Here is a 21,299-nt window from a genome sequence, read left to right as displayed (position 1 = left end):
TACATTAATTAAATAATTTGTAAATTTAATGAAGCGAACAACTGAAGATAAATTTCAAACAGTTATTAATAAAAACACATTTTATTTCTTCAATGCGAAATTTGAGGAAAAATATGAGGGTTATATCAATTCTATTAAAGAAACATTATTGAATGTCAAAAATAGAATTGAAATTGAAGGTTTAAAAAAAGAAATTTTTGAGGAATTAATCTCAGAAAAAGAAAATGGACTTAAAGCATTATTAGCATTATCTGGTTTATCAAATGAATCTTTAAAAAGATTAATAACTGTTATTAGAATAATTGATCATCCTGAGCTAAATAAGATTTTTTACAAACAACAATGGTCTCCTGAAAATGATGGTAATAATATCAAAGAATGGAGTGATAATCAAATATTGTCCTTAATCAAAAACAATAAATATTTTAGAAAAGGTATTGTTAATTTATTTTTTGAAGGTGCATCAATTAAATTTTTAGCACAAACAATACCATTATTTGAACTGAAAAAATTAAGTATTTCTAAATTAAAATTTGAAATACCAGAGTTACTAGACACGATCATACGTTATAAAGAAAAAGGTAGTTATTCTGGTAATAAACAAAATAATCCTGAAATTGTAATTGCAGAAATTTTAGATAAATTTAATCTTACTTTTGAAACAGGTGATTTAACCGAATTAATAGATAATGTTCCCGATAAAAAAAGAACAATGGATTTTATTATTCCTAACAAGAAAAATCCTTTGATTATTATAGAAAGTTCTTTTTTAGCTACAACTTCATCAGGACAAGGTGATAAATCTAAAACAGAAATTTCGATCAATACTCTCATTAAAAAACATTATCCTCAAGCTATATTTATTGGTTTTATTGATGGTATTGGCTGGTATGTTCGTAAAGGTGATTTAAAAAGAATAGTAACAGCTTATGATGATGTTTTTACTTTTCATCAAGATGAATTAAAAAGATTTGAAAAACTATTACAAAAAACTTTAAAATAATGAAAAATATGGAAAATTTTATTAATCAAATACATCAGGGAGACTGTTTAGAATTATTTAAAAATATTCCTGATAATTCTATTGATATGACTTTTGCCGATCCCCCTTTTAACCTCAAAAAAAAATATGCAACTTATCATGATAGTTTAGAATTTCAAGAATATTTGAATTGGTGTGAAAAATGGATTTTTGAAATGGTTAGAGTTACTAAACCTACGGGATCAATTTTTTTACATAATATTCCAAAATGGTTAACTTTTTACGCTAGTTATCTTAATAAAATTGCTTATTTTAAACATTGGATTTCATGGGATGCCCCTACTGCCCCTATGGGAAAATCCTTACAACCAGCCCATTATGGCATTTTATTTTATGGAAAATCAGCAAAAGAAACGAAAATTTATGAATTGCGATCACCCCATAAAAGAGACAGGAAACAAGGTTTTTTATTAAAAGATTATGGAGGCAAAAAAGATAAATTACATCCTTATGGACCATTAATTTCTGATGTTTGGACAGATATTCACAGAATTAAACATAATAAAAAAAGAGACTGCCATCCCTGTCAATTACCTATTCATTTGCTAGATAGATTAATATTACTTTGTACCGATGAAAATGATACAATTTTAGATCCTTTTTCTGGAACAGGTACTACCGCTATTTCTGCTAAAAGATTAGGTAGAAAATATATCGGGTTTGAATTATCACCTCATTATGTTAAAATTGCTCAAGATAAGTTACAATTAACAGAAGCTAATTATAAAATTAATGATATTTTTGTTAGTTTTTATCTCAATGAAATTGTCACAATTAGAGATCAAGATTGGGAAAATTTACAAAATTATTTTATTATTCCTGAACCAATCAGAAATATTGATTTTGACAAAACTAAATTAAAAAATAATATTTTTTTACCTGAAGATTTTATAGTAAGAGTTAATGAAGATAAAGATTATAATAAAAACGATTTAGAGCTTTTTCAAATTAATCCAGACTCGAATAATTTTGATTACATTCCCAATTTTAACTTTTAAAAGAACAAGCTTTTAAGACAAGATTTATTGATTCTTCCATTGATGGTTTGGCACAACTTGAGTTAATTCTTGATCATATAACTATTACTAATTTAGATTATAAGTTAAAGAGGGAAGTTCACATATATAAATAGAAAGGCAATTTTTAAAAACCCTGTAAAACTACTTTAGCCTTTAAAATTGTTTCATTTTCTGTTAAATTTAATTCTCCTATTCCTAACAGTAAACCTTCTTCATTTTTAACCCTAATACCTCGATCAAATGGTAAATTTGAATAATCATCTATCTCAATTTTTTGCCCTTGACACCATCTTTTTCCAATCTCATCTTTTAAAGTAATAACTGTTAAATGATCTAAAACTTTTTCTGGTGAAATAAAAGTTAAATTATCCTCTTGAATTTTCCTTTCTATTTCCTCAAAAGTTAAACTTTCTTCTATCATTAAACCACAACTTACAACCCTTTTTAAATTGGCTAAAGTTGCCCCCCTTTTGCTTAAAAAACCCAGATCCCTTGCGATCGATCTGATATATGTGCCACTACCACAGGTAATTTTTAATTCTAACTCAGGAAAATCCCCTGAAAACCAATTTAAAACTTCAATCTTTTCAATTTTAACTATTCTTTTTGGGACTTCTATATTTTTGCCTTTTCTAGCTAATTTATAAAGGGGTGTACCCCCTTGTTTAATCGCACTGAAAGCCGGAGGAATTTGCTCTATTTCCCCTAAAAAGCTAGGTAAATGATTTTTTACTTCTTCAAGGGTTAAATCGGGGCTTAAAATCGTTTTTAAAATTTCTCCTTCCAAATCATCAGTATTTGTGGAAATACCAAAACGAATTTTAGCGATATAAGCCTTAGTTTCCGGTAAAAATTGTAATAAACGAGTCACATTTCCAACGGCTAAAGGTAAAACTCCTGTCGCCAAAGGATCAAGTGTACCGCCATGTCCAATTTTTTTTAAGTGTAATAAACGTCTCATTTTTCCCACACAATCATGGGAGGTAAAACCTAAAGGTTTATTAAGATTAATAAAGCCTGATTTTTGCATTTTATTTTAATTTTTAACTTAAAAATTAAGTGTCATTTATTGAAGGGTTTATGGTAACAATGAAATTAATTTCATTGGGCGTTAATTATTAATTTGTTATTGCTTAAAGTATAGATGGCCTTGAAATTAATTTCAAAGACATCTATCCTATTAATAATATTAAAAAATAACCTCTCCTTTTCCTTCCATAACCTCACCAATCACATTGACAATTAACTTTTGATTGGTAAAATAGTTAATAGTTTGGTCTGCATCTTCTGGTGATACAATTAACACAAAACCAACCCCCATATTAAAAGTATCAAACATGGCCAGATCAGGCACATTTCCCATCTTTTGTAACCATTGAAAAATGGGGGGTATTTCCCAACTATTAGGAATAATTTTAACCGATTGATTTTGATTTAAACAACGGGGTAAATTTTCCGGTAAACCTCCTCCGGTAATGTGAGCCATACCCTTAATTTTTAAGTTAGATTTTAAGGCAGTTAATACAGGTTTAACATAAATTTTAGTCGGGGTTAAAAACATTTCTCCTAATGATTTTCCTTCAAATTCTTGAGGGCAATTTTCCCAACTTAAATTATTAGTTTCAATAATTTTTCTAACTAAAGAAAAGCCATTACTATGTACTCCACTACTGCCCAAGGCGATCGCCACATCGCCAATTTTAATTTGAGAACCGTCTAAAATTTTAGATTTTTCCACAATACCCACACAAAAACCTGCTAAATCATATTCCCCTTTTTGATAGAAACCGGGCATTTCAGCAGTTTCACCTCCTAATAAGGTACAATTACTCTGTTTACAACCCTCAATAATTCCCGTCACTACCTGAGCTAATTGTTCTTCATTTAATTGACCAGTAGCTAAATAATCTAAAAAGAATAAAGGTTCAGCCCCAGATGTGAGAATGTCATTGACGCACATGGCAACTAAATCAATTCCTACCGTGTGATGAGTATTCAGAGTATGGGCAATTTTAAGTTTAGTACCGACTCCATCCGTACCTGAAACGAGAACAGGCTCTTGATAACCAGTAGGAATTTGAAAACACCCTCCAAATCCTCCCAAACCTCCCAATACTTCAGGGCGATAGGTACTTTGTACGCCTTGACGGATTCTTTGCACAAAGGAACGTCCGGCCTCAATATCCACACCTGCATCTTTATAATCCATATTTTTTCCTCTAATTCAGCTTAAACAAACTATTTTAACGGATTAGGCCTTAACTTTAACAAAACTTAAAGTTATATAAAAAAAATTTATATAAAAAATTCTAATCAAAGGCTGTATTTATTGCATAGCTAGTTCTTTGGTCAGTTGTACTAATAGAAGTAAATACTTTTGTACTGTTTACATTTGTTCACAATGTTTAAGATTGTGCTAGTTTAAAAACTGTCAACTTATTACAAAAATTAATTTGCAATTTTGAAAGAGTCACAAGACTAACTCAATTTAGAAGTTAGACATAATTGGACTCAAAGTATCCCAATTCAAAGTATAAATTATGAACAAAACATTAGGACTTAGCCTTACGGCTATTTTATTAACGGCTACTCATGCCCTTCCCGTGCATAGCTCTACCAATTTTAGAACTAATGCTAAAATAGATGAAACCAAAAATACCAATCATAGGAGTTTATTCTCCTCGAATCAAAACTTAAATCAACAAAACTTAAATCAAGACAATTTAACTCAACCTTTTTGGTTAGAAGCGTTTAATCCAATTAAACATCCCCTCCCCCCTACCGATACTCAGCCTGAGTCTGATGGTGTTATCTCCTCTGTTTATGATTATCAAATAGATGGTAAAGCAGTTGCTACCGTTTATGTTGAAGAAATACCTGTTTTAACTTTTCTCAATCAAAATGCCCACCTTAGCGCTACACAACTGAGCGATCAACTCAATCAACTTCACCGCAACAATGTTGATCCTGAAACGATTACGGCTCAATGGAATGAAGAAAATAAATCCTATACCATCAATGTGGGTGATCAAGTTTTAATCACAATTAATAATAATGTCATCCTTGCGGATACAACCCAAGATCCCGCACAAGATAGCCTCCAAGTGGCTAACCGTTTACGCCGTTTATTAAGCGGTAATACCGTTGAATATTTATCGGAAATAGAAGGCCAACCCGAACCCCAAGCCGAACCCCAAACCCCAAACGTAGAGGTAATTAGACAGATCACGGGGATGGCTTCATGGTACGGGCCGGGCTTTAACGGTCGTCAAAGTGCCAATGGTGAAATCTTTAATCAAAATGCTTTGACGGCGGCTCATCGGAGTTTACCCTTTGGTACAATGGTGAGAGTTACGAACTTAAATAATGGCAGATCTGTGATTGTGCGCATTAACGATCGAGGCCCTTATGTTGGCAATCGTATTTTAGACCTTTCCGCAGGAGCGGCGCAACAGATCGGCATGATTTCTAGTGGTGTTGCACCCATTAGTTTAGAAATTTTAAGATAATTCTCAATTGAGAATCAATAAATTTTAGGGATTTTAAATCCGATTGAAAGTGTAGAGACGTAAATTTTTACGTCTCTACAGGTGTTTTAAACTAAATTAATTAAATTTAATGGCCTTGTCAATTGTCTATTAATAATGTATCGAGTTTTACATTTTAAAAAAAACTCTTGAGCAAAATCAACAAAAAAAACAGTATTTTAACATAAAATAACAAAAGTTTATATAGTGTTCTTTTTCAATATCTGTGTAATAATAACGCTACAGCTAGTGTTTTATTCAGTCAAATCATTACGAAGCTTATTATGCAACAAACTCTTACTTTGGAAAATCCTTCATGTTTTTCCCACCCGTCTGGGATCAATTCTTCTAAAATTCAAGTGATTAAACGCAATGGTACAAGAGCAAATCTTGATATTGCCAAAATTCGCTCCGTAGTAGAATGGGCTTGTCTTAATTTAGATGTCAATTCGATCGAATTGGAGGCGGGGTTGGATACCCGTTTAAAGGATGGAGTTACCACTAGGGAAATTCAAGATAATTTAATTCATTGTGCTTTAGAAATGTGTAGCCCTGATGAGCCGGAATGGCGTTATGTGGCGGGAAGATTACATATATGGAGTTTGTGGAAAGATACCCTCGTCAAAAGGGGTTATCAATATAGCAATTATCCCAAAACTGTACAGATGAAGGTGGCCGCCCAACAATATGATGAGCGGATCCTCACCTATACTAATGCGGAGTTAGAGGAAGCGGGAAGTTGGATTAATCCTGACTGGGATACGGATTATGATTATGCAGGGGCAGTATTATTAAGTAAGCGTTATCTCTTGCCCACTGAGTTACCTCAAGAGGCTTTTCTGACTTGTGCTTTATTGTTGGCGGTGGTGGAAAAACCCCAAGAGCGTTTAAAATATGCCCGTCAATTTTACGAGGCGATCGCTAAACGCAAAATTTCCCTAGCTACACCCATTTTAGCCAATTTAAGAATCCCCAATGGCTCATTATCTAGTTGTTTCATCTGTGCCATTGACGATAATTTAGAAAGTATTTTTGGGGAAATTACCAACGCCGCCCGTATCTCTAAAAATGGCGGTGGTGTGGGCATTAATGTGAGTCGGATCCGCGCTACGGGTAGTTGGGTAATGGGTAAGGAAAACGCCTCTGGTGGGGTGATCCCTTGGATTAAATTACTCAACGATACCGCCATCGCTGTAAACCAAGGTGGCAGAAGGGCTGGAGCGATTACGGTTTCGTTAGATGTATGGCATTTAGATGTGCCGGAATTTTTAGAAATGCAGACTGAAAACGGGGATCAACGTCGTAAAGCTTATGATATTTTTCCCCAATTAGTTATACCCGATGAGTTTATGCGTAGGGTAGTCACTAAAGAAGATTGGACTTTAGTTGATCCCTACGAAGTTAAGATGAAATTAGGGATTGATTTGGCTGAACTTTGGAGTAAAGAGTTTGAATCTGCTTATCAAAAAATCGAGGCTTCTTTAGCTGTTAATAATAACAATTCCCATGATACTCTGAAACTTTATCGAAAAGTTAATGCTAGAGAATTATTTAAGGAAATCATGCGATCGCAGGTTGAAACAGGGATGCCCTATTTAGCATTTAAAGATACGATCAACCGTGAAAATCCCAATCAACATGAGGGTTATATCCCCGGAGTTAACCTTTGTGTTGCTCCCGAAACCAAAATATTAACAGATAAAGGTCAATTTCCTATCATTGATCTAGTTAATCAATGGGTAAAAGTATGGAATGGTTTTGAATGGTCTGAAGTGCAAGTTAAGCAAACAGGAATTAACCAACCATTGTTAAAAGTTAATTTATCTAATGGAGAATCTCTTGAATGCACTTATTATCATCATTTCTGGATCAAAAAAACCTATCGTAGTCAACCGATCAAAGTAGAAGCAAAAGATCTCAATGTTGGAGATAAATTAATCAAGTATGAATTACCCTTGATTAGTAATGACAGCGATGTTGATTTTCCTTATGCTTATACATCGGGCTGTTTTTCTGGGGATGGTAGTTATTCAGGGGAAAATCACCCCGAATTAGATCTTTATGGAGAAAAGAAAAAATTAGTTGATTTTATTGCTATTCGTAATAAACTTTGGGGTAGTAAAAATCACACTAAAGTATTAGATGAAATAGCTATTTATCACGATGTTAAACAAGATCGAATAGTTTGTAAATTACCTTTAGATTTACCAAAAAAATACACCGTTCCTATTAATGGTTACACCGTTCAATCTCGCTTAGAATGGTTAGCAGGATTATTAGATACTGATGGCACAGTCTATTGCAATGGAGACAATGAAGGCTTTGCGATAAGCTCAATTCACAAGCAATTTCTATTAGATATTCGCTTAATGCTTCAAACATTGGGAGTTGACTCCAAAGTAACATTAATGTCCAATGAAGGTTTGAAATTAATGCCAAATGGAAAAGGTGGGCAAAAAGAATATTTTTGCCAAAAAACTTATCGGTTATTAATTAATTCTAATGGAGTATTTCAGTTAGCAAAATTAGGATTGAAAACTAACCGTTTAAAATGGAAAATCAAAAAACCGCAAAGAAAAGCCACTCAATTTATTCAAGTAACAAGTGTTGAGTTAACTTGCCGTCGTGATGATACTTATTGTTTTACTGAGCCTAAACGTAATTTAGGAATGTTTAATGGTATTTTAACTGGTCAATGTTGTGAAAGTTGGTCAAATGTTTCCCCCGGGAAAGAGGCTCACACCTGTAACTTAGATTCTCTCAATTTAGCTAATATTGAAGATTCCGAGCTTAAAGAGGTTTGTGATGTGGCGGTGCGGATTTTAGATAATACGATCGAGATTACAAAAGCACCTTTTACGGAAAGTGCCAACCATAACCAAAAATATCGCACCATTGGCGTGGGGGCGATGGGTTTAGCTGATTGGTTAGCTAAACGCCAATTATCCTACCGTCATTTAGAGGAAATTAACCAATTATTTGAAAATATTGGTTATCATTGTACTAATGCCAGTATGAAATTAGCCCAAGAAAGGGGAGCTTATCCTGCTTTTAAAGGTAGTGAATGGAGTAAAGGTAATTTAATCGGTGCAAAACCTTTAGAGTGGTTTTTAGAAAATGGCTCTGATCCTCAAAAATGGCAAGAATTAAGCGATAATGTGAAAAAATACGGCATTCGTAACTCCCATATCACAGCGATCGCTCCTAATACCTCATCATCCTTAGTACAGGGTTGTAGTGCAAGTATATTACCCGTGTATAGCCGTTTCTTTTATGATAAATGGGCAAAAGGCACAGTGCCGATCGCGCCTCCTTTCATTAATACGGCTTTTTGGTATTATCAAGAAAATAAAACCCTTGATCAAAAAGTAGTAGTAGAAGCGGTGGCAACTATTCAAAAATGGATAGATACGGGCATTTCAATGGAATTAATTTTCAACTTAAACCAAGGAATTTATTTTCAAGATGAGCCAGAAAGGGCGCTCAAAGCTAAAGATATTCTGGAAACTTTACTTTTAGCATGGGAAAAAGGCTGTAAAGCAGTTTATTATATAAGAACAGTGCAAAAGGATGATTTTAAAGAATTAAATGAAACCTGCGCCGCCTGTGCGAATTAAATATTAATTAGTTATTGATTATTGGTTATTACTTATTAGTTATTTGTAAGTAGGTGATTATTATTAAATATAAGGTGAACATTACTTATCAAATTAGTAACTAATAATAAATAACTAATAACAAATAACTAATAACAAATAACCACATTATTTTGAATAATTATGGATTTTGAAACATCATTACATGATACTTTAGGGAATCATTATCAAAGAGTATCAAAAAAATATAAAAATATTCCCCCAGACGTTGCTTTACAAATAGCCGCCCATCTTACGGTAGCGGAAACTCAAGCGATGTATTTGGCTAGTTTACAGGGTTTACAAGAAGAATTATCTTACGTTCGTAAAATTATGCAAAAAACTATGCTTTCTAGTAATTCTGAAAATAGCAATGTTTAATTAATTACTAATAGAAACTCTCCCCTTTTTAAGCAGAGCATTTTCAAAGTCAAATTTTATGATCTGTGTGAGCTTTTGATAATCAATTTTTTAGTTTATTTTTGATCTTAATAAATTTTGATCTTAATAAATCAAAAATAAACTAAAAAAAAGATAATTTCTAATCTAAATTGAACTCATCTACTTTTGTATTAATCTAGTTTTTAAAAATTTTTGATTTCATAATAGAAAAAATGCTCCCTTCTCCCACAGGAAAAAACGGGTTAAACATTACCAAAACGATAACCTTTCCCATAAATAGTATGAATAAGAGGAGTTTCTCCTGAAACCTCAATTTTTCTTCTTAATAAACGCACTAAGGCCGCTAAAACATTACTACTTGGTTGCTCTTCTTCACCCCATAAATATTGATGTATTTGTTCGTGGGTTAATAATTGATCTTGATTGGTCATTAAATATTCTAATAATTGTACTTCTTTTTCTGATAATTTTATCATTCTACCATGACGAGTAGCGATTTGATTTTCCCGATCTAATTCTAAATTTCCTACTTTTAAATGTTGAGAATTAATATTACTTTCAACTTGAGAAGATCGTCTTAATAAAGCCCTTACTCTAGCTAATAATTCTTTTAATTCAAAAGGTTTAATTAAATAGTCGTCAGCCCCTGCATCTAAGCCCATTACCCGATCATCTACCGTATCTTTAGCGGTTAAAAATAAGACAGGAGTTGTTTTATTTTGACTTCTAATTTTTTGACAAATTTCTAAACCGGAAATATAGGGTAACATCCAATCTAAAATTAACAGATCATAATCATTTTGTAAAGCTAATTGTAATCCTTTCATGCCCTGATCAGCTACATCTATATGATAACCTTCACAGCTTAAAATTTGACTGAGGGGATCGGTTAATTCCGCTTCATCATCTACTAATAAAATACTTAATTTTTCCTTGATCATATTAGTTATTATCTATTTGTTAACAATAAAGTTTATAGATTAAAAATTTCCGCTAAAATCGTATTAGAAAATAAAAATCCTTGGGGATCGGTTAAACTTAATCTTTGTTTTTCTTGATCTAATTTTACTAAATTTTGCTCCCTAAATTTGTCTAATATTTGTAAAATTTGTTTAACTGTTTTTTCCCCAAATTGATCATTAATTAAATTTAAACTAACTCCTTCTTTTAACCTTAAACCTAACATTAAAGTTTCTAATAACTGATCTTCTTGTGATAATTCTAGTTCATTAATGATACCATGATTATTAATTAAAGATTGTACCCAATCATAATATTTTTGACGGGTGCGAGGGCGAGTATATCTAATCTTATTAGTATAACTGGCCGCCCCCATGCCAAAACCATAATATGGTTTATTTTCCCAATAAACTCGATTATGTTGGCATTGAAAATTAGGTTGAGCATAATTGGAAATTTCATAATGATTATAACCGTAATTGGTTAAAATTTCCTGAGCTAAACAATACATTTTAGCGGTTATTTCATCACTAGGTAAAGGTTTTTGGCCGGGTTGATATTGTTTACCAAATGGGGTAACTTCTTCTAAGACTAAATCATAACAAGATAGATGTTTAGGGTTTAATTTTATAGCAGTATTTAAGGAAAATTCCCAATCTTTTAAAGTTTGCTCTGGTAAACCGGAAATTAAATCTAAACTATAGTTTTTAAAATCAACTTGATTAATCATTTCTATGGCATTAAATATATCATTTAAACGGTGTGTTCTGCCAATTTTTTCTAATAAATTATCTTGAAAAGCTTGTACTCCCAAACTAATGCGATTAACCCCTAATTTTTGATAAAATTTTAACTGATCTAAATCAAATGTTGCGGGATCAATTTCTAAAGATATTTCACAATCTTTTTCAATTCTAAATTTTTGATCTAAAGTTTCTAGGATTTTTGCTAATAAATTAATAGGTAATAAAGAGGGAGTGCCACCACCAAAAAAAATGGTTTTTAAACTACTCCCTAAATTAGCAGTAATGTTAATTTCTGCTAAGAGCATATTAACATAATTTTCAATAGATTTTAAGGAATTATAAGGGGCATGATCCCCCAAAACAGTTATGGGAAAATCACAATAAAAACAACGTCTTTTACAAAAAGGAATATGAAGATAAACGGCTGTCGGATTAGTCAAAATTAGTTATTTATGATTAATTATTAGTGATTGGTAATTTGTTAGCTATCAGTTAATTATTACTGATTATTTATAAATGATAACGCTCGTCAGCCCATTCGCCAAGATTAGAAATTCTCGTTTCATTTTGTCTTTTTTGCCATGCTTTAAAACGATTAATAGTTTCTTGTTTTTCCTCCATACTGGGAATTTTTTGTTCAGATACTTGATCAATCACATATTGAATTGAATCAATTAAATTAACCCATGTTAAATGTTTATATAATAATAAATTCTTTTGCTCTAAAAATATTTCTAATTCTTTTAAAACTTGATAACTTTCGTGAATATTATTATTAATTGGTAATGGTAAAGGATCAGATGATCTTAGAGGATCCCTTGTCACAGCCGAAATACCTTGACGCACAGCCGTTTGAATATCTTGAAGATATTTTTGTTGTGCCTTAATTTCCTGTTGACGCTTTCCTTTAACAGAAGAAGCATACATGGGCGGTAAACGATTTAAAGCAAAGGTTTCCACCTCAAGGGGATCAATATATTCCCTTAAGTTAGGCGGTTGTTTGTTTAACTGTTTTTGTACTTCTTCACGCACTAAAATTTCCATTACATTTTGATAGGTTTGAGTTTTGTGTTTTAGCATAATGGAGTCAACTGATTGCTGATGAAAATTAAATGAAAAATTAGAGAATGTAAACTTTTTTTGGTAGTTCATTCATTGTAACTAAAAAAAAGTAATTCTGATGAAAATTGTTTCGGCATAAGTTGTTTTGTAAAGAAAGATTAAGTTGTCTTTAAATTTTTAGCTCAACTAAATTATGATTTTAAATTAAAAAATCGAGTAGAGATCAAATTATTCAGATATAATAGGTAGACCTTAGTATTATTGATTGTTTCTTATATTTACAAACTATGTTAGATGTAATTATTATTTTTCTGTTTACGATCGCCGGAGTGGGGGTAGGCATTGATGGAATCAAGCTTTTACCCTCCCCTGTTTTAGATCAAGTTTCTAACCTTCAAGCCTTAAAATTAGTGTTTAGTGGCTTTTTTGGTTTAATTGGATTTGTGATTGGTTTAGTAGCTCAAACCACTTACCGCCGTTTAGAAGCCCAAATCCGCAATACGCCCATTGAAGTTATCTTAACTCGATCAGTAGGTTTAGTAATCGGTTTATTATTGGCTAATTTAATGTTAGCGCCAATTTTCCTATTGCCCATTCCCCAAGAATTTTCTTTTATTAAACCAATGATCGCTATTTTGGGAAGTGTGATTTTTGCCTTTTTAGGTATTAGTTTAGCTGATACCCATGGCCGCACTTTTTTACGTTTAATTAATCCTAATAGCATTGAAACTTTATTAGTTGCCGAGGGTACATTAAAACCCGCTTCCACTAAAATCGTTGATACCAGTTGTATTATTGATGGTAGAATTGAAGAATTAATTAAAACTGGTTTTATTGAAGGTCAATTATTAGTTCCCCAATTTGTATTACAGGAATTACAACAATTAGCAGATGCAGGTAATGATCAAAAAAGAGTAAGGGGAAGACGGGGCTTAGATATTTTAAATCAAATGCAAGAGGCTTTCCCCGATCGCATTATGATCCATCCGGCCGACTATGAAGATATTTCCACCGTTGATAATAAATTAGTGCGTTTAGCTCAAGAAATTAACGGCACATTATTAACCAATGATTATAACTTAAGTAAAGTTGCTAATTTACAAAAAATACTCATTTTAAATGTTAATGATCTCGCCCAAGCCGTGAGGCCGATCTATTTACCCGGTGATCATTTAGACTTAAAAATACTCAAACAAGGCAAAGAATCCCAACAGGGCGTAGGCTATTTAGATGATGGCACAATGGTGGTAGTCGAAGAAGGGAGAGACTATGTAGGAGATGAGTTACAAGTCATAGTAACTTCCGCCCTACAAACTTCTGCCGGAAGGATGATTTTTGCAAAATTAGCTAATGTTGTCACTAATTAGTTAATTTAATTAAAAAATTGTTAGTTGTGATTTTTTCGTGTTAAATTATTTGTTAAAGCTCAACAACTAACAATTAAATGATTAATTCTATTTACTATTAACAATTAAGCTAAAATTAATGATATAGTGAATAAAAAATCAACTAAAATTTTAGTTAATCTATTGCAGATTTTTGGAGTATTATAATGAGTGAAACTACCGCTACGAATTTTATGGGTATTGACCCTAATGAGGTTAATAAAAAACTACTTGAATGGGGTATTTCTCTTGATGAAATTGTTAAGAAAATTTCCTCCCTCGGATTGCCTGGGATCATCTTGATCATTGCTATTTCTGTATCAAGCACTACGACTTATCCTGTCGTTGCTGGCCTTGCAGGTTTAGGTGGGCCTTTAGGTATTCTTGGCGGCTTAGGGCTACTGGGTTTATCAACAGTTATTGGGGATGTAATTGGAGGTTATGGCATTGAAACTGTATTAAAATTAGTTTATAAAGAACGCCGTAAAAATGAAACTCAAGAAAGTTTAATTAAGGAAGTAGAAAGTTTACCAATTTCCGAAATTCTTAAACTTCATCTTAAACAAAGTATTGAGGTAGAAATAAATACAGAAGAACCTGTCAGCCCTAAACAAGTTGAAATTATTGAAGAATAATTTTTTAATTTGATCCTTGTTCTTTAATTAAATTTAGTCCTACAAAGCGAGGGTTTGTAGGACTGTTTTTATATTAGTAAATTGGCAAAATTTACTAATATGAATTAATTAACAATCTTCCCAGTCAGAAGGCCATTTTAAAGTCCAAATAGGGGGAGGATTGGATTCGTCAGATTCGGTAGTTTCGTCTGGATTAGGTGTTGGTTCTTCCGCCGCTTCTTCTAAAAAACGAGCGAAAAAAGGCATTCCTTCTGTTTCTAAGCTATTGATATAAGCCATATTTAAGTCCCTCTAATTTTTTGATTAACAAAGTTTAATTCAGAAACTGATTATAGCATACCCTGATTTTTGACAAATTGAACAAAAAATAGATTTTTGATCTATTTTCTAGTAGCTCTTAAAAATAGGGTATTTGCTCCTGCAAAATTTTCTTTTTTTATTATAAATCATCTTGCGATCATGGAAATAACTAATTTTTATAGTTCCCCTTCTTCATAATCTTCTTCAATTTTTGTCGTCACAATTCGATTTTTTTCAACTGTTTTAAGAACATTGATCGCCTCTGCTAAATCGGCAATAGTCGCATATTCTAACAAATTTTGTAACGATAATTCAATGGAGAAAATATCACTTAAACGGGAGATTACTTGACTTGCTAAGAGGGAATGACCCCCAAGTTCAAAAAAGTTATCATTAATGCTAATTTTTGGTAATTTTAAAACGGTTTGCCAAATTTGACTAATTTGAAATTCCGTTTCATTTCTTGGTAAAATCCAATTTTTATTGTCTTGACCTTGAATTTCTCTTAATAATTGTTCTTTATCTATTTCACCATTGTCTTTTAAAGGGAAAGATTCTTGTCTAAATAAAGCACATTGATAGAGATTTTCAAAAGGATCTGATAAGCAGATCTGGGAATCTAAATTAACAGAATTAGCATCATCTTTGACAGTGTAATAAGCTGTTAATTGTTGATTATTTTCTGCTAAGGATAGAAAGCGTTTAATTTTGGCATTATTACCATCTAAACCGATAATTGATTGATTATGATGATGGGATAAATTAGCCAAAAATGAATCTAATCCTTGTTGAACTGTCATCTCGAAATAACCTTGACTTCGAGTTAACTGTTGTGCTTGATAACCTTTACTAATACCTGTTTCTTGCCAAGTTGTCCAACTATAACAATAACTAGGAAATAAATTTTTAGCATTCTGATAGGAATTTAGTTGTTCTAAGAAAGTATTGGAAGCAGAATAAGAAGCGATGGCCGCCCCTCCAAAAAAACTAGCTAGGGAAGAAAAACTAATATAAATTCCCTGAGATTCTTTCAAAATTTGATGTAAATTCCAACTGCCTAACATTTTAGGGCGAAGAATATTTGCTAAGTTATCTTTTGTTTCTTCAAGGATTAATCCATCTTGATAAATTCCTGCTAAATGAATAATGCCATCAAGCTCACCTTGCCATTGGTTTTTAGCTTGTGTAATTGTTTGTTTTAATTGGTTAAAATCACAAATATCTACAGCTTGATAAATCACTTTTCCCCCGATATTTTCTAAACTTTCTAAGGTCTGAATTTTGGCAGAAAATTGATGATTTTGTCTGAGATAATCATCCCATTCTGTTTTGGGGGGTAAGGGTGTTTTACCAATTAAGAGTAATTGAGCTTGATAATTTTTTAATAAATATTCAGCAATTGGTGTCCCAATTCCCCCTAAACCTCCTGTAATGACATAAATGCCGCCTTTTTTAAAAGGTAATTGTTCGGGTATTTCTTGGCAAAAATTGACTTTTTCTAGGCCGGAAATAAAGCGTTTGTTTTGACGATAGGCGATCTCTTTTTCCCGTGAGATCACTTTAAGTTCTTCAATAAGATAAGCACTATTAATATTCGGGGGAGCAATTTCTAAATCAAGATGACGACTATTGAGCCAAGAAAGTTCAGCATTGATACTTTTAATTAATCCTAAAACTGGCGATTTTTCATAAGCAATTTCATCATTTTGGCTGACTAATTGGCTATGACTGGAAACAAATAATAATTGAGTATTGAGGTTAGAACCTTGAATTTTAGCAAGGGATTGGACTAAATATAATAAACTATAAATTCCGATTTCTTGAGCTTTTTCTAACTGTTTAGAATTAGTAATTTCTCCTTGATATTCTTGATAATTCCAAAGATGAACAATCTGATCAATATTAATTTTTTGTTGGGCTAAAGTATTAAATAAAAGTTCATAATCTTCTTTGCTTTCTGGTTGAATTTCATAATGATTATGACTAATTTGGGCAAATTTAGCTCCTTGAATTACCGTAATTACTGGTAAATTTTGGGCTTTAATTTCAGATGCTAAATGATTTCCCAAACCTAACTGATCGAGAAAAATTAAGGTATTATGGCCGCAAAGTTCAGATTTTAAATTAATAGGATTGCGTTGTTTCCAAATTTTACGATAAAACCAATTTGGAATAGTATTTGCATTTTCTAAAAGTAGATCAATTTCTTTGAGAATGGGGGTAAATTCCCCAGATTCAAAGCGTTTTGTTAACTGCGATCGCTGAATTTTACCAATAGATGTTTTGGGGATTTCCTGTTGATTTAAAGGGATTAAATATTGAGGATTAACGCCAAAACTATTAATAACTTTTTCTCGAATTGTTTTAATTAATTTTTTTAACTTATTTTGGGGTAAAGTTTCTGGACTAAAAAAGATGGCCAATTGATCGGTATTACTATGGGCATCATGGACGGCACAAGCGGCTGTATAGGAAGGATTTACCGATTCAATACTATCAACAATTATTTCAATTTCATGACTATAAAAATTAACTCCATTAATAATAATAGTTTCTTTACTTCTTCCAGTAATTACTAAATGCCCATTACTAATAAAGCCTAAATCCCCTGTTTTAAACCAACCATCTGCTAAAAATGCTTCTTGATTTGCGGATGAATTTTTATAATATGCGGGGAAAACTGGATCGCCTTTTACTTGTAAATTACCGATAGTTTCTTCGGGAAGTAAATTATTTTCATGATCAACAATTCGCAAACAAACTCCAGCAATTGGCAATCCTAAATCAGTAAAAGTTGTTGCTTGAGGATGGTCAGGATGGACTCTTTTTAAAGTCTGATTTAAGGAGTTTTTATCTACAGTATGAAAGAGTAAAGGTTGTTCTTTTGTAGGTTCAAAATAGGTAATTCCTGATCCCATTTCAGCCATACCAAAAGCAGGTCTTACTGTGGTTTTTTGTAAATTATATTGACGATTAAGGGTTTCAATAAAATCACTTACAGCCTTATCTGATACTGCTTCTCCCGCTACTAAAAAGAATTTTACACAGTCTAAATTCCAAATTTGATGAGGTTCTTTTTTGAGGGATTCATTAATTAAATTATAGGCAAAATTAGGCGCCCAACTGTGGGTAATTCTGTATTGATTAATTAAGTCTAACCAGTTAAGAGGACGACTTAAAATATATTTAGTTTGAACATAAATCATTTGACAACCAATTTCAATACAGCGAATGTGCCAATCGGAGATACTACCAATATGTTCAAAGGGCAACCAATTAAGAATAATATCCCCATTTTTATGGTTACAAATTATGTTTGTTCCCCTAGCACGAGAGAGTAAATTCTTATTAGTTAAAGTGATACATTTTGACATTCCCGTACTTCCCGATGTTAAGTTAAAGAAAACCACATCATCGGGTTGGGTTTGATAATAATTTGGTGCTGGTTGATGGGTTTTTAATTCTTCAATATAACTTAACTTTAATGATTGATTAGATACCCATTTTTCAAGTTTTTTAATCTCGGTTTCTTGAGTTTTATTAGTAATAATAAAAGGCTGATCTAATAACTCCCAAACTTGAGCAATTTTTTTAACATCATTGGTTAAATCTTTATAGGTGGGGGGGACAGAAATAATTAAAGGAATTATTCCCCCTAAAATACAGCCCCAAAAAGCAGGAATTAGGTCATTATGTTCAGATAATTGTAGAATTACTTGGGATTGAGGTTTTAAATTAAGTTGTTTTAATCCGGTGTAAATTCTTAGGGCTTCTTGCCATAATTCTTGATAGCTTTGAACTAACAAATTGCCATTAGATTGAATATAAGTAATAGTTTGATTTGGATAATTTTTAACGGCATTTTCGAGGCTTTCTGCTAAAGTTTGGGGTTGAGATAAAGATGTTACTAAACTTTTTCCCTGACTTAAAGCTAATTGATTTGAAGCAGTTTGAGAAGCTAAATTAATCTCATTTTTTGTCTCTTGTTCTTGATTTTGTTGCCAATTATTTTGAGATTTTAAGGGTAACAAATCTGAAAGATGGAGCGGTTTATTTTCTTTTTCGGCGGGTGTAATTAGGGTAGCAATTTGATCAATTTGAGGAAAATTTTTGATTGTATTCTCGGCTATTTGCGCTAAATTTTCGTCAATAATTGGGATAGATTTTAAAATATTTTCATCTACATTTCCCGTATTAGTTAAAGGAATGGTAGAAATAGGAATATAGTAATCAGGAAGTTTATGATTAGGTAATTTTGATTCTAAATCATTAGCTATTTCTTCTTGATTCCAGTTTCCTGTATAAACAAGATAGGCAATTAATCGTTGATTTCTCGTTAATAAATAACAATCTTCTACTAAAGGATTGGATAAAATAGTAGATGTTATTTCTTGATGATTTAAGAGTTTTTTTGTGTTAGCAATCATGGAAAAAATTAACTTACTTGAATTATTTTTGAACGAATAAATTTATTGGTAATTAATAAAAAAACACTCTGTTTTACACTTTAACCCATTTTAAAATATCAGGGTTTTTGTCATAACGATAAGTAAAACCGTCATTAGCGCTAATAGTTTGCCCCCGACTACCTTTATTTTTTACGGTACTAAGAGCATAATCGGTTAATTTTTGCATTTCTTGATGACTAAGATAGTTATTTGTTTCAATTTCAATTTCAATTTCAGGCTCAATTGCTTGATCTTCAATGATAATTTCTGCTAGTTTCGGCTCAATTTCTTGAGGTTCAATTACAATTTCTGTTGAGGTTGGTTGGTGGTTTTTATTGTTACTAGAATGAGAAAAAGTTGAGCGTGAAATATATTCATCCATCTCAACTAAACGCCAACTAGAATCCTCCGATAATTCTAATACTTTTTGATGATATTTAAACAAACTTTCTCGATGGCCTACACTAATAAAAGTTTTGCCCATTTGTTGTAATGTTTTGTATAGATTATCCTCATTTCTTAAATCTAATGCGCTAGTTGCTTCATCTAAAATAATGAAATTAGGTTGATTAACTAACAAACGAGCGAAAGCTAGACGTTGTTGTTCACCTAAAGATAATATATTTTCCCAAGGTAATTCTTCATCGAAATCTTTAATTTTCTCTAGTGCATCTTGAAGATTAACTTGCTTTAAAATATCTCTTAATTGTGATTCTGTAATAGAATTTTGTGTTTGAGGATAAATTAATTGTTCTCGCAGAGTTCCTAATATAATATAAGGGCGTTGTGGCAAGAATAAAATATCATTGAGGGCAGGTCTGATTAATTCGCCGCTACCCGTATTCCACAAACCAGAAATTGCGCGTAATAGGGAACTTTTCCCCCTTCCACTAGGCCCAACAATTAATAAACCTTGACTTGGTTTAACCGAAATTGATAAGTTTTCGACAATTACTTTAGCACAATCAGGTGTTTGTAATGTAAAATCATCAAATGCTAAATAATCATCTTCCATTACTTGAATGGTACTAATTATTTTAGGTTGTTCCCTCAATGAATCTAAAGCTTTTGAGAAGTTTTCTAAGCGTTCAATATAATTAACAAATTCCCCTGATTTACCAAATTCTTCTACTAATATAGATAAGGCTGTAGAAAAGAAAAAGCAAGAATAACTGGCTTGATTAACGTCTCCTAATTCGCTCAGTTGACCACTAATATATAAGGGAGCAACTATGATAAAAGGAAACAATTGCACTAGGGATTGATAACCTTGATTATATAATTCTTGATTTCTTTCCCAATCAATTCTTTTCTTGAAAACTTGTACAAAATTAGCGAATTTTCTTTGAATAATATTTAACTCTTTATCTTCACCTCTGAAAAAAGCAATTGATTCGGCATGATTACGAACATGAGTTAGGGCATAATTATAGTTTGCTTCTACTTCTAATTGTTCTTTACTAATTACTTTTAATTGTTGAGTAATATAGGTGGCAATAACATTACCAAAAATTGTATAAATAATCAAGAGAATAGAAATTGTTTTAGAAATTGACCACAGAATGATAATAAAAAATGTCATTTCTAATATTTTCTCAAAACAAATGGCTAAAAAGTCCATAGTTGTTCGAGCTAGAGGCTCAATTTCTTGAGCTAATCTTTGATCTGGATTGGTAATTTCCCCTTGAAAATTGATTTGATAATAAGCACGATCTTTAAAATATTTATTCAAAATTTTATTATTGATCCATTGATGCCAGTCTAGGGTGATGATTTGTCTTAAATTTTTGGAGAATCCCTTTAAGATCGTCATAAGCCCAAGAATTATGCCATAAACGATCACTAATTTAGTTAGTGTGCTTGAATCTCTGTTTTCGGTAGCGTCAATTAAATCTTTAAAAATAAAACTATTGAAAGCGTTAAAACTAACTAAAAGAACTAATAATATAATTAATAAAAATAACAGCCCCCATGAGCGAATTACATCGGAGAATGCTCTGGATTGGTCATCTTTTGGATACCAATATACTTGAAGAAAAGAAAATAGTTTGGAGACACTTTGGATAAATGATTGTGAATTTTCTTTTTTATTATTTTTGTCTGGATTTTTTTCTAAAACATTCATTGAATTTTCCTCT

15 protein-coding genes are annotated in these 21,299 nt (G+C 31.8%); 7 read left to right on the top strand and 8 right to left on the bottom strand.

Going from position 1 to position 21,299, the window contains the following annotated elements:
• Positions 1-28: 28 nt before the first annotated feature.
• Together Anndu_RS03340 and Anndu_RS03335 are read left to right on the top strand one after the other, a co-directional pair.
• A complete protein-coding gene (locus Anndu_RS03340) occupies positions 29-1,003 on the top strand; it encodes a DpnII family type II restriction endonuclease (RefSeq protein ID WP_464103008.1) in 975 nt (324 codons plus the stop codon).
• An 8-nt stretch (positions 1,004-1,011) separates the two neighbouring features.
• Complete coding sequence (locus Anndu_RS03335; RefSeq protein WP_464103007.1) at positions 1,012-2,040, top strand: site-specific DNA-methyltransferase; 1,029 nt, start codon at positions 1,012-1,014, stop codon at positions 2,038-2,040.
• 145 nt (positions 2,041-2,185) lie between these two features.
• Here Anndu_RS03335 and truB read toward each other — a convergent pair whose 3' ends face one another.
• Both truB and purM read right to left on the bottom strand, forming a co-directional pair.
• Entirely contained in the window at positions 2,186-3,091 is a 906-nt protein-coding gene (gene truB, locus Anndu_RS03330; protein WP_464103006.1) for a tRNA pseudouridine(55) synthase TruB, read from the bottom strand.
• A 159-nt stretch (positions 3,092-3,250) separates the two neighbouring features.
• A complete protein-coding gene (gene purM, locus Anndu_RS03325) occupies positions 3,251-4,270 on the bottom strand; it encodes a phosphoribosylformylglycinamidine cyclo-ligase (protein WP_464103005.1) in 1,020 nt (339 codons plus the stop codon).
• Positions 4,271-4,601: 331 nt separating this feature from the next.
• Between purM and Anndu_RS03320 the strand changes: the two genes are divergently transcribed.
• The 3 genes from Anndu_RS03320 to Anndu_RS03310 all read left to right on the top strand — a co-directional run bounded on the left by Anndu_RS03320 (position 4,602) and on the right by Anndu_RS03310 (position 9,604).
• Positions 4,602-5,570: a septal ring lytic transglycosylase RlpA family protein gene (locus tag Anndu_RS03320; RefSeq protein WP_464103004.1), complete on the top strand. Its 969-nt coding sequence runs from the start codon at positions 4,602-4,604 to the stop codon at positions 5,568-5,570.
• 302 nt (positions 5,571-5,872) lie between these two features.
• Positions 5,873-9,205, top strand: a complete 3,333-nt coding sequence (locus Anndu_RS03315; RefSeq protein ID WP_464103003.1) for a ribonucleotide reductase N-terminal alpha domain-containing protein — start codon at positions 5,873-5,875, stop codon at positions 9,203-9,205.
• 162 nt (positions 9,206-9,367) lie between these two features.
• A complete protein-coding gene (locus Anndu_RS03310; RefSeq protein WP_464103002.1) occupies positions 9,368-9,604 on the top strand; it encodes a hypothetical protein in 237 nt (78 codons plus the stop codon).
• A gap of 263 nt (positions 9,605-9,867) precedes the next feature.
• On the opposite strand, the gene rppA is transcribed toward Anndu_RS03310, so the two are convergent.
• The 3 genes from rppA to Anndu_RS03295 all read right to left on the bottom strand — a co-directional run bounded on the left by rppA (position 9,868) and on the right by Anndu_RS03295 (position 12,411).
• Positions 9,868-10,566 (bottom strand): two-component system response regulator RppA, encoded by a 699-nt coding sequence (gene rppA / locus Anndu_RS03305; protein ID WP_464103001.1) that lies wholly within the window; start codon positions 10,564-10,566, stop codon positions 9,868-9,870.
• A gap of 32 nt (positions 10,567-10,598) precedes the next feature.
• Entirely contained in the window at positions 10,599-11,771 is a 1,173-nt protein-coding gene (hemW, locus tag Anndu_RS03300; RefSeq protein ID WP_464103000.1) for a radical SAM family heme chaperone HemW, read from the bottom strand.
• A gap of 70 nt (positions 11,772-11,841) precedes the next feature.
• Complete coding sequence (locus Anndu_RS03295; protein ID WP_464102999.1) at positions 11,842-12,411, bottom strand: late competence development ComFB family protein; 570 nt, start codon at positions 12,409-12,411, stop codon at positions 11,842-11,844.
• A 269-nt stretch (positions 12,412-12,680) separates the two neighbouring features.
• Here Anndu_RS03295 and Anndu_RS03290 point away from each other — a divergent pair, with 269 nt between their 5' ends.
• The gene (locus Anndu_RS03290; RefSeq protein ID WP_464102998.1) at positions 12,681-13,760 is read left to right on the top strand and encodes a PIN/TRAM domain-containing protein; all 1,080 of its coding nucleotides are present in this window, start codon (positions 12,681-12,683) and stop codon (positions 13,758-13,760) included.
• 185 nt (positions 13,761-13,945) lie between these two features.
• On the top strand, positions 13,946-14,413 hold the full coding sequence (locus Anndu_RS03285) for a hypothetical protein (RefSeq protein WP_464102997.1): 468 nt from the start codon (positions 13,946-13,948) through the stop codon (positions 14,411-14,413).
• A gap of 108 nt (positions 14,414-14,521) precedes the next feature.
• Here Anndu_RS03285 and Anndu_RS03280 read toward each other — a convergent pair whose 3' ends face one another.
• The 3 genes from Anndu_RS03280 to Anndu_RS03270 form a co-directional block, all read right to left on the bottom strand.
• Positions 14,522-14,692 carry a microviridin/marinostatin family tricyclic proteinase inhibitor gene (locus Anndu_RS03280; protein WP_464102996.1) on the bottom strand — a complete coding sequence of 57 codons (171 nt, stop codon included), beginning with the start codon at positions 14,690-14,692 and terminating at the stop codon, positions 14,522-14,524.
• Between the two features lie 197 nt (positions 14,693-14,889).
• Positions 14,890-19,140 (bottom strand): SDR family NAD(P)-dependent oxidoreductase, encoded by a 4,251-nt coding sequence (locus Anndu_RS03275; protein WP_464102995.1) that lies wholly within the window; start codon positions 19,138-19,140, stop codon positions 14,890-14,892.
• Positions 19,141-19,213: 73 nt separating this feature from the next.
• Entirely contained in the window at positions 19,214-21,286 is a 2,073-nt protein-coding gene (locus Anndu_RS03270) for an ABC transporter ATP-binding protein/permease (RefSeq protein ID WP_464102994.1), read from the bottom strand.
• Positions 21,287-21,299 lie beyond the last annotated feature (13 nt).

It is taken from the genome of Annamia dubia NIES-4383, from assembly GCF_055394725.1.
This window is presented reverse-complemented; position numbering and strand designations above follow the sequence as displayed.

Coding starts and splice junctions, on each gene's coding strand:
- Anndu_RS03270 (WP_464102994.1), bottom strand. CDS start 21,286: ATGAATGTTTTAGAAAAAAATCCAGACAAAAATAATAAAAAAGAAAAT.
- Anndu_RS03290 (WP_464102998.1), top strand. CDS start 12,681: ATGTTAGATGTAATTATTATTTTTCTGTTTACGATCGCCGGAGTGGGG.
- Anndu_RS03335 (WP_464103007.1), top strand. CDS start 1,012: ATGGAAAATTTTATTAATCAAATACATCAGGGAGACTGTTTAGAATTA.
- Anndu_RS03275 (WP_464102995.1), bottom strand. CDS start 19,140: ATGATTGCTAACACAAAAAAACTCTTAAATCATCAAGAAATAACATCT.
- Anndu_RS03295 (WP_464102999.1), bottom strand. CDS start 12,411: ATGCTAAAACACAAAACTCAAACCTATCAAAATGTAATGGAAATTTTA.
- Anndu_RS03285 (WP_464102997.1), top strand. CDS start 13,946: ATGAGTGAAACTACCGCTACGAATTTTATGGGTATTGACCCTAATGAG.
- Anndu_RS03315 (WP_464103003.1), top strand. CDS start 5,873: ATGCAACAAACTCTTACTTTGGAAAATCCTTCATGTTTTTCCCACCCG.
- Anndu_RS03310 (WP_464103002.1), top strand. CDS start 9,368: ATGGATTTTGAAACATCATTACATGATACTTTAGGGAATCATTATCAA.
- Anndu_RS03280 (WP_464102996.1), bottom strand. CDS start 14,692: ATGGCTTATATCAATAGCTTAGAAACAGAAGGAATGCCTTTTTTCGCT.
- purM (WP_464103005.1), bottom strand. CDS start 4,270: ATGGATTATAAAGATGCAGGTGTGGATATTGAGGCCGGACGTTCCTTT.
- truB (WP_464103006.1), bottom strand. CDS start 3,091: ATGCAAAAATCAGGCTTTATTAATCTTAATAAACCTTTAGGTTTTACC.
- rppA (WP_464103001.1), bottom strand. CDS start 10,566: ATGATCAAGGAAAAATTAAGTATTTTATTAGTAGATGATGAAGCGGAA.
- Anndu_RS03320 (WP_464103004.1), top strand. CDS start 4,602: ATGAACAAAACATTAGGACTTAGCCTTACGGCTATTTTATTAACGGCT.
- Anndu_RS03340 (WP_464103008.1), top strand. CDS start 29: ATGAAGCGAACAACTGAAGATAAATTTCAAACAGTTATTAATAAAAAC.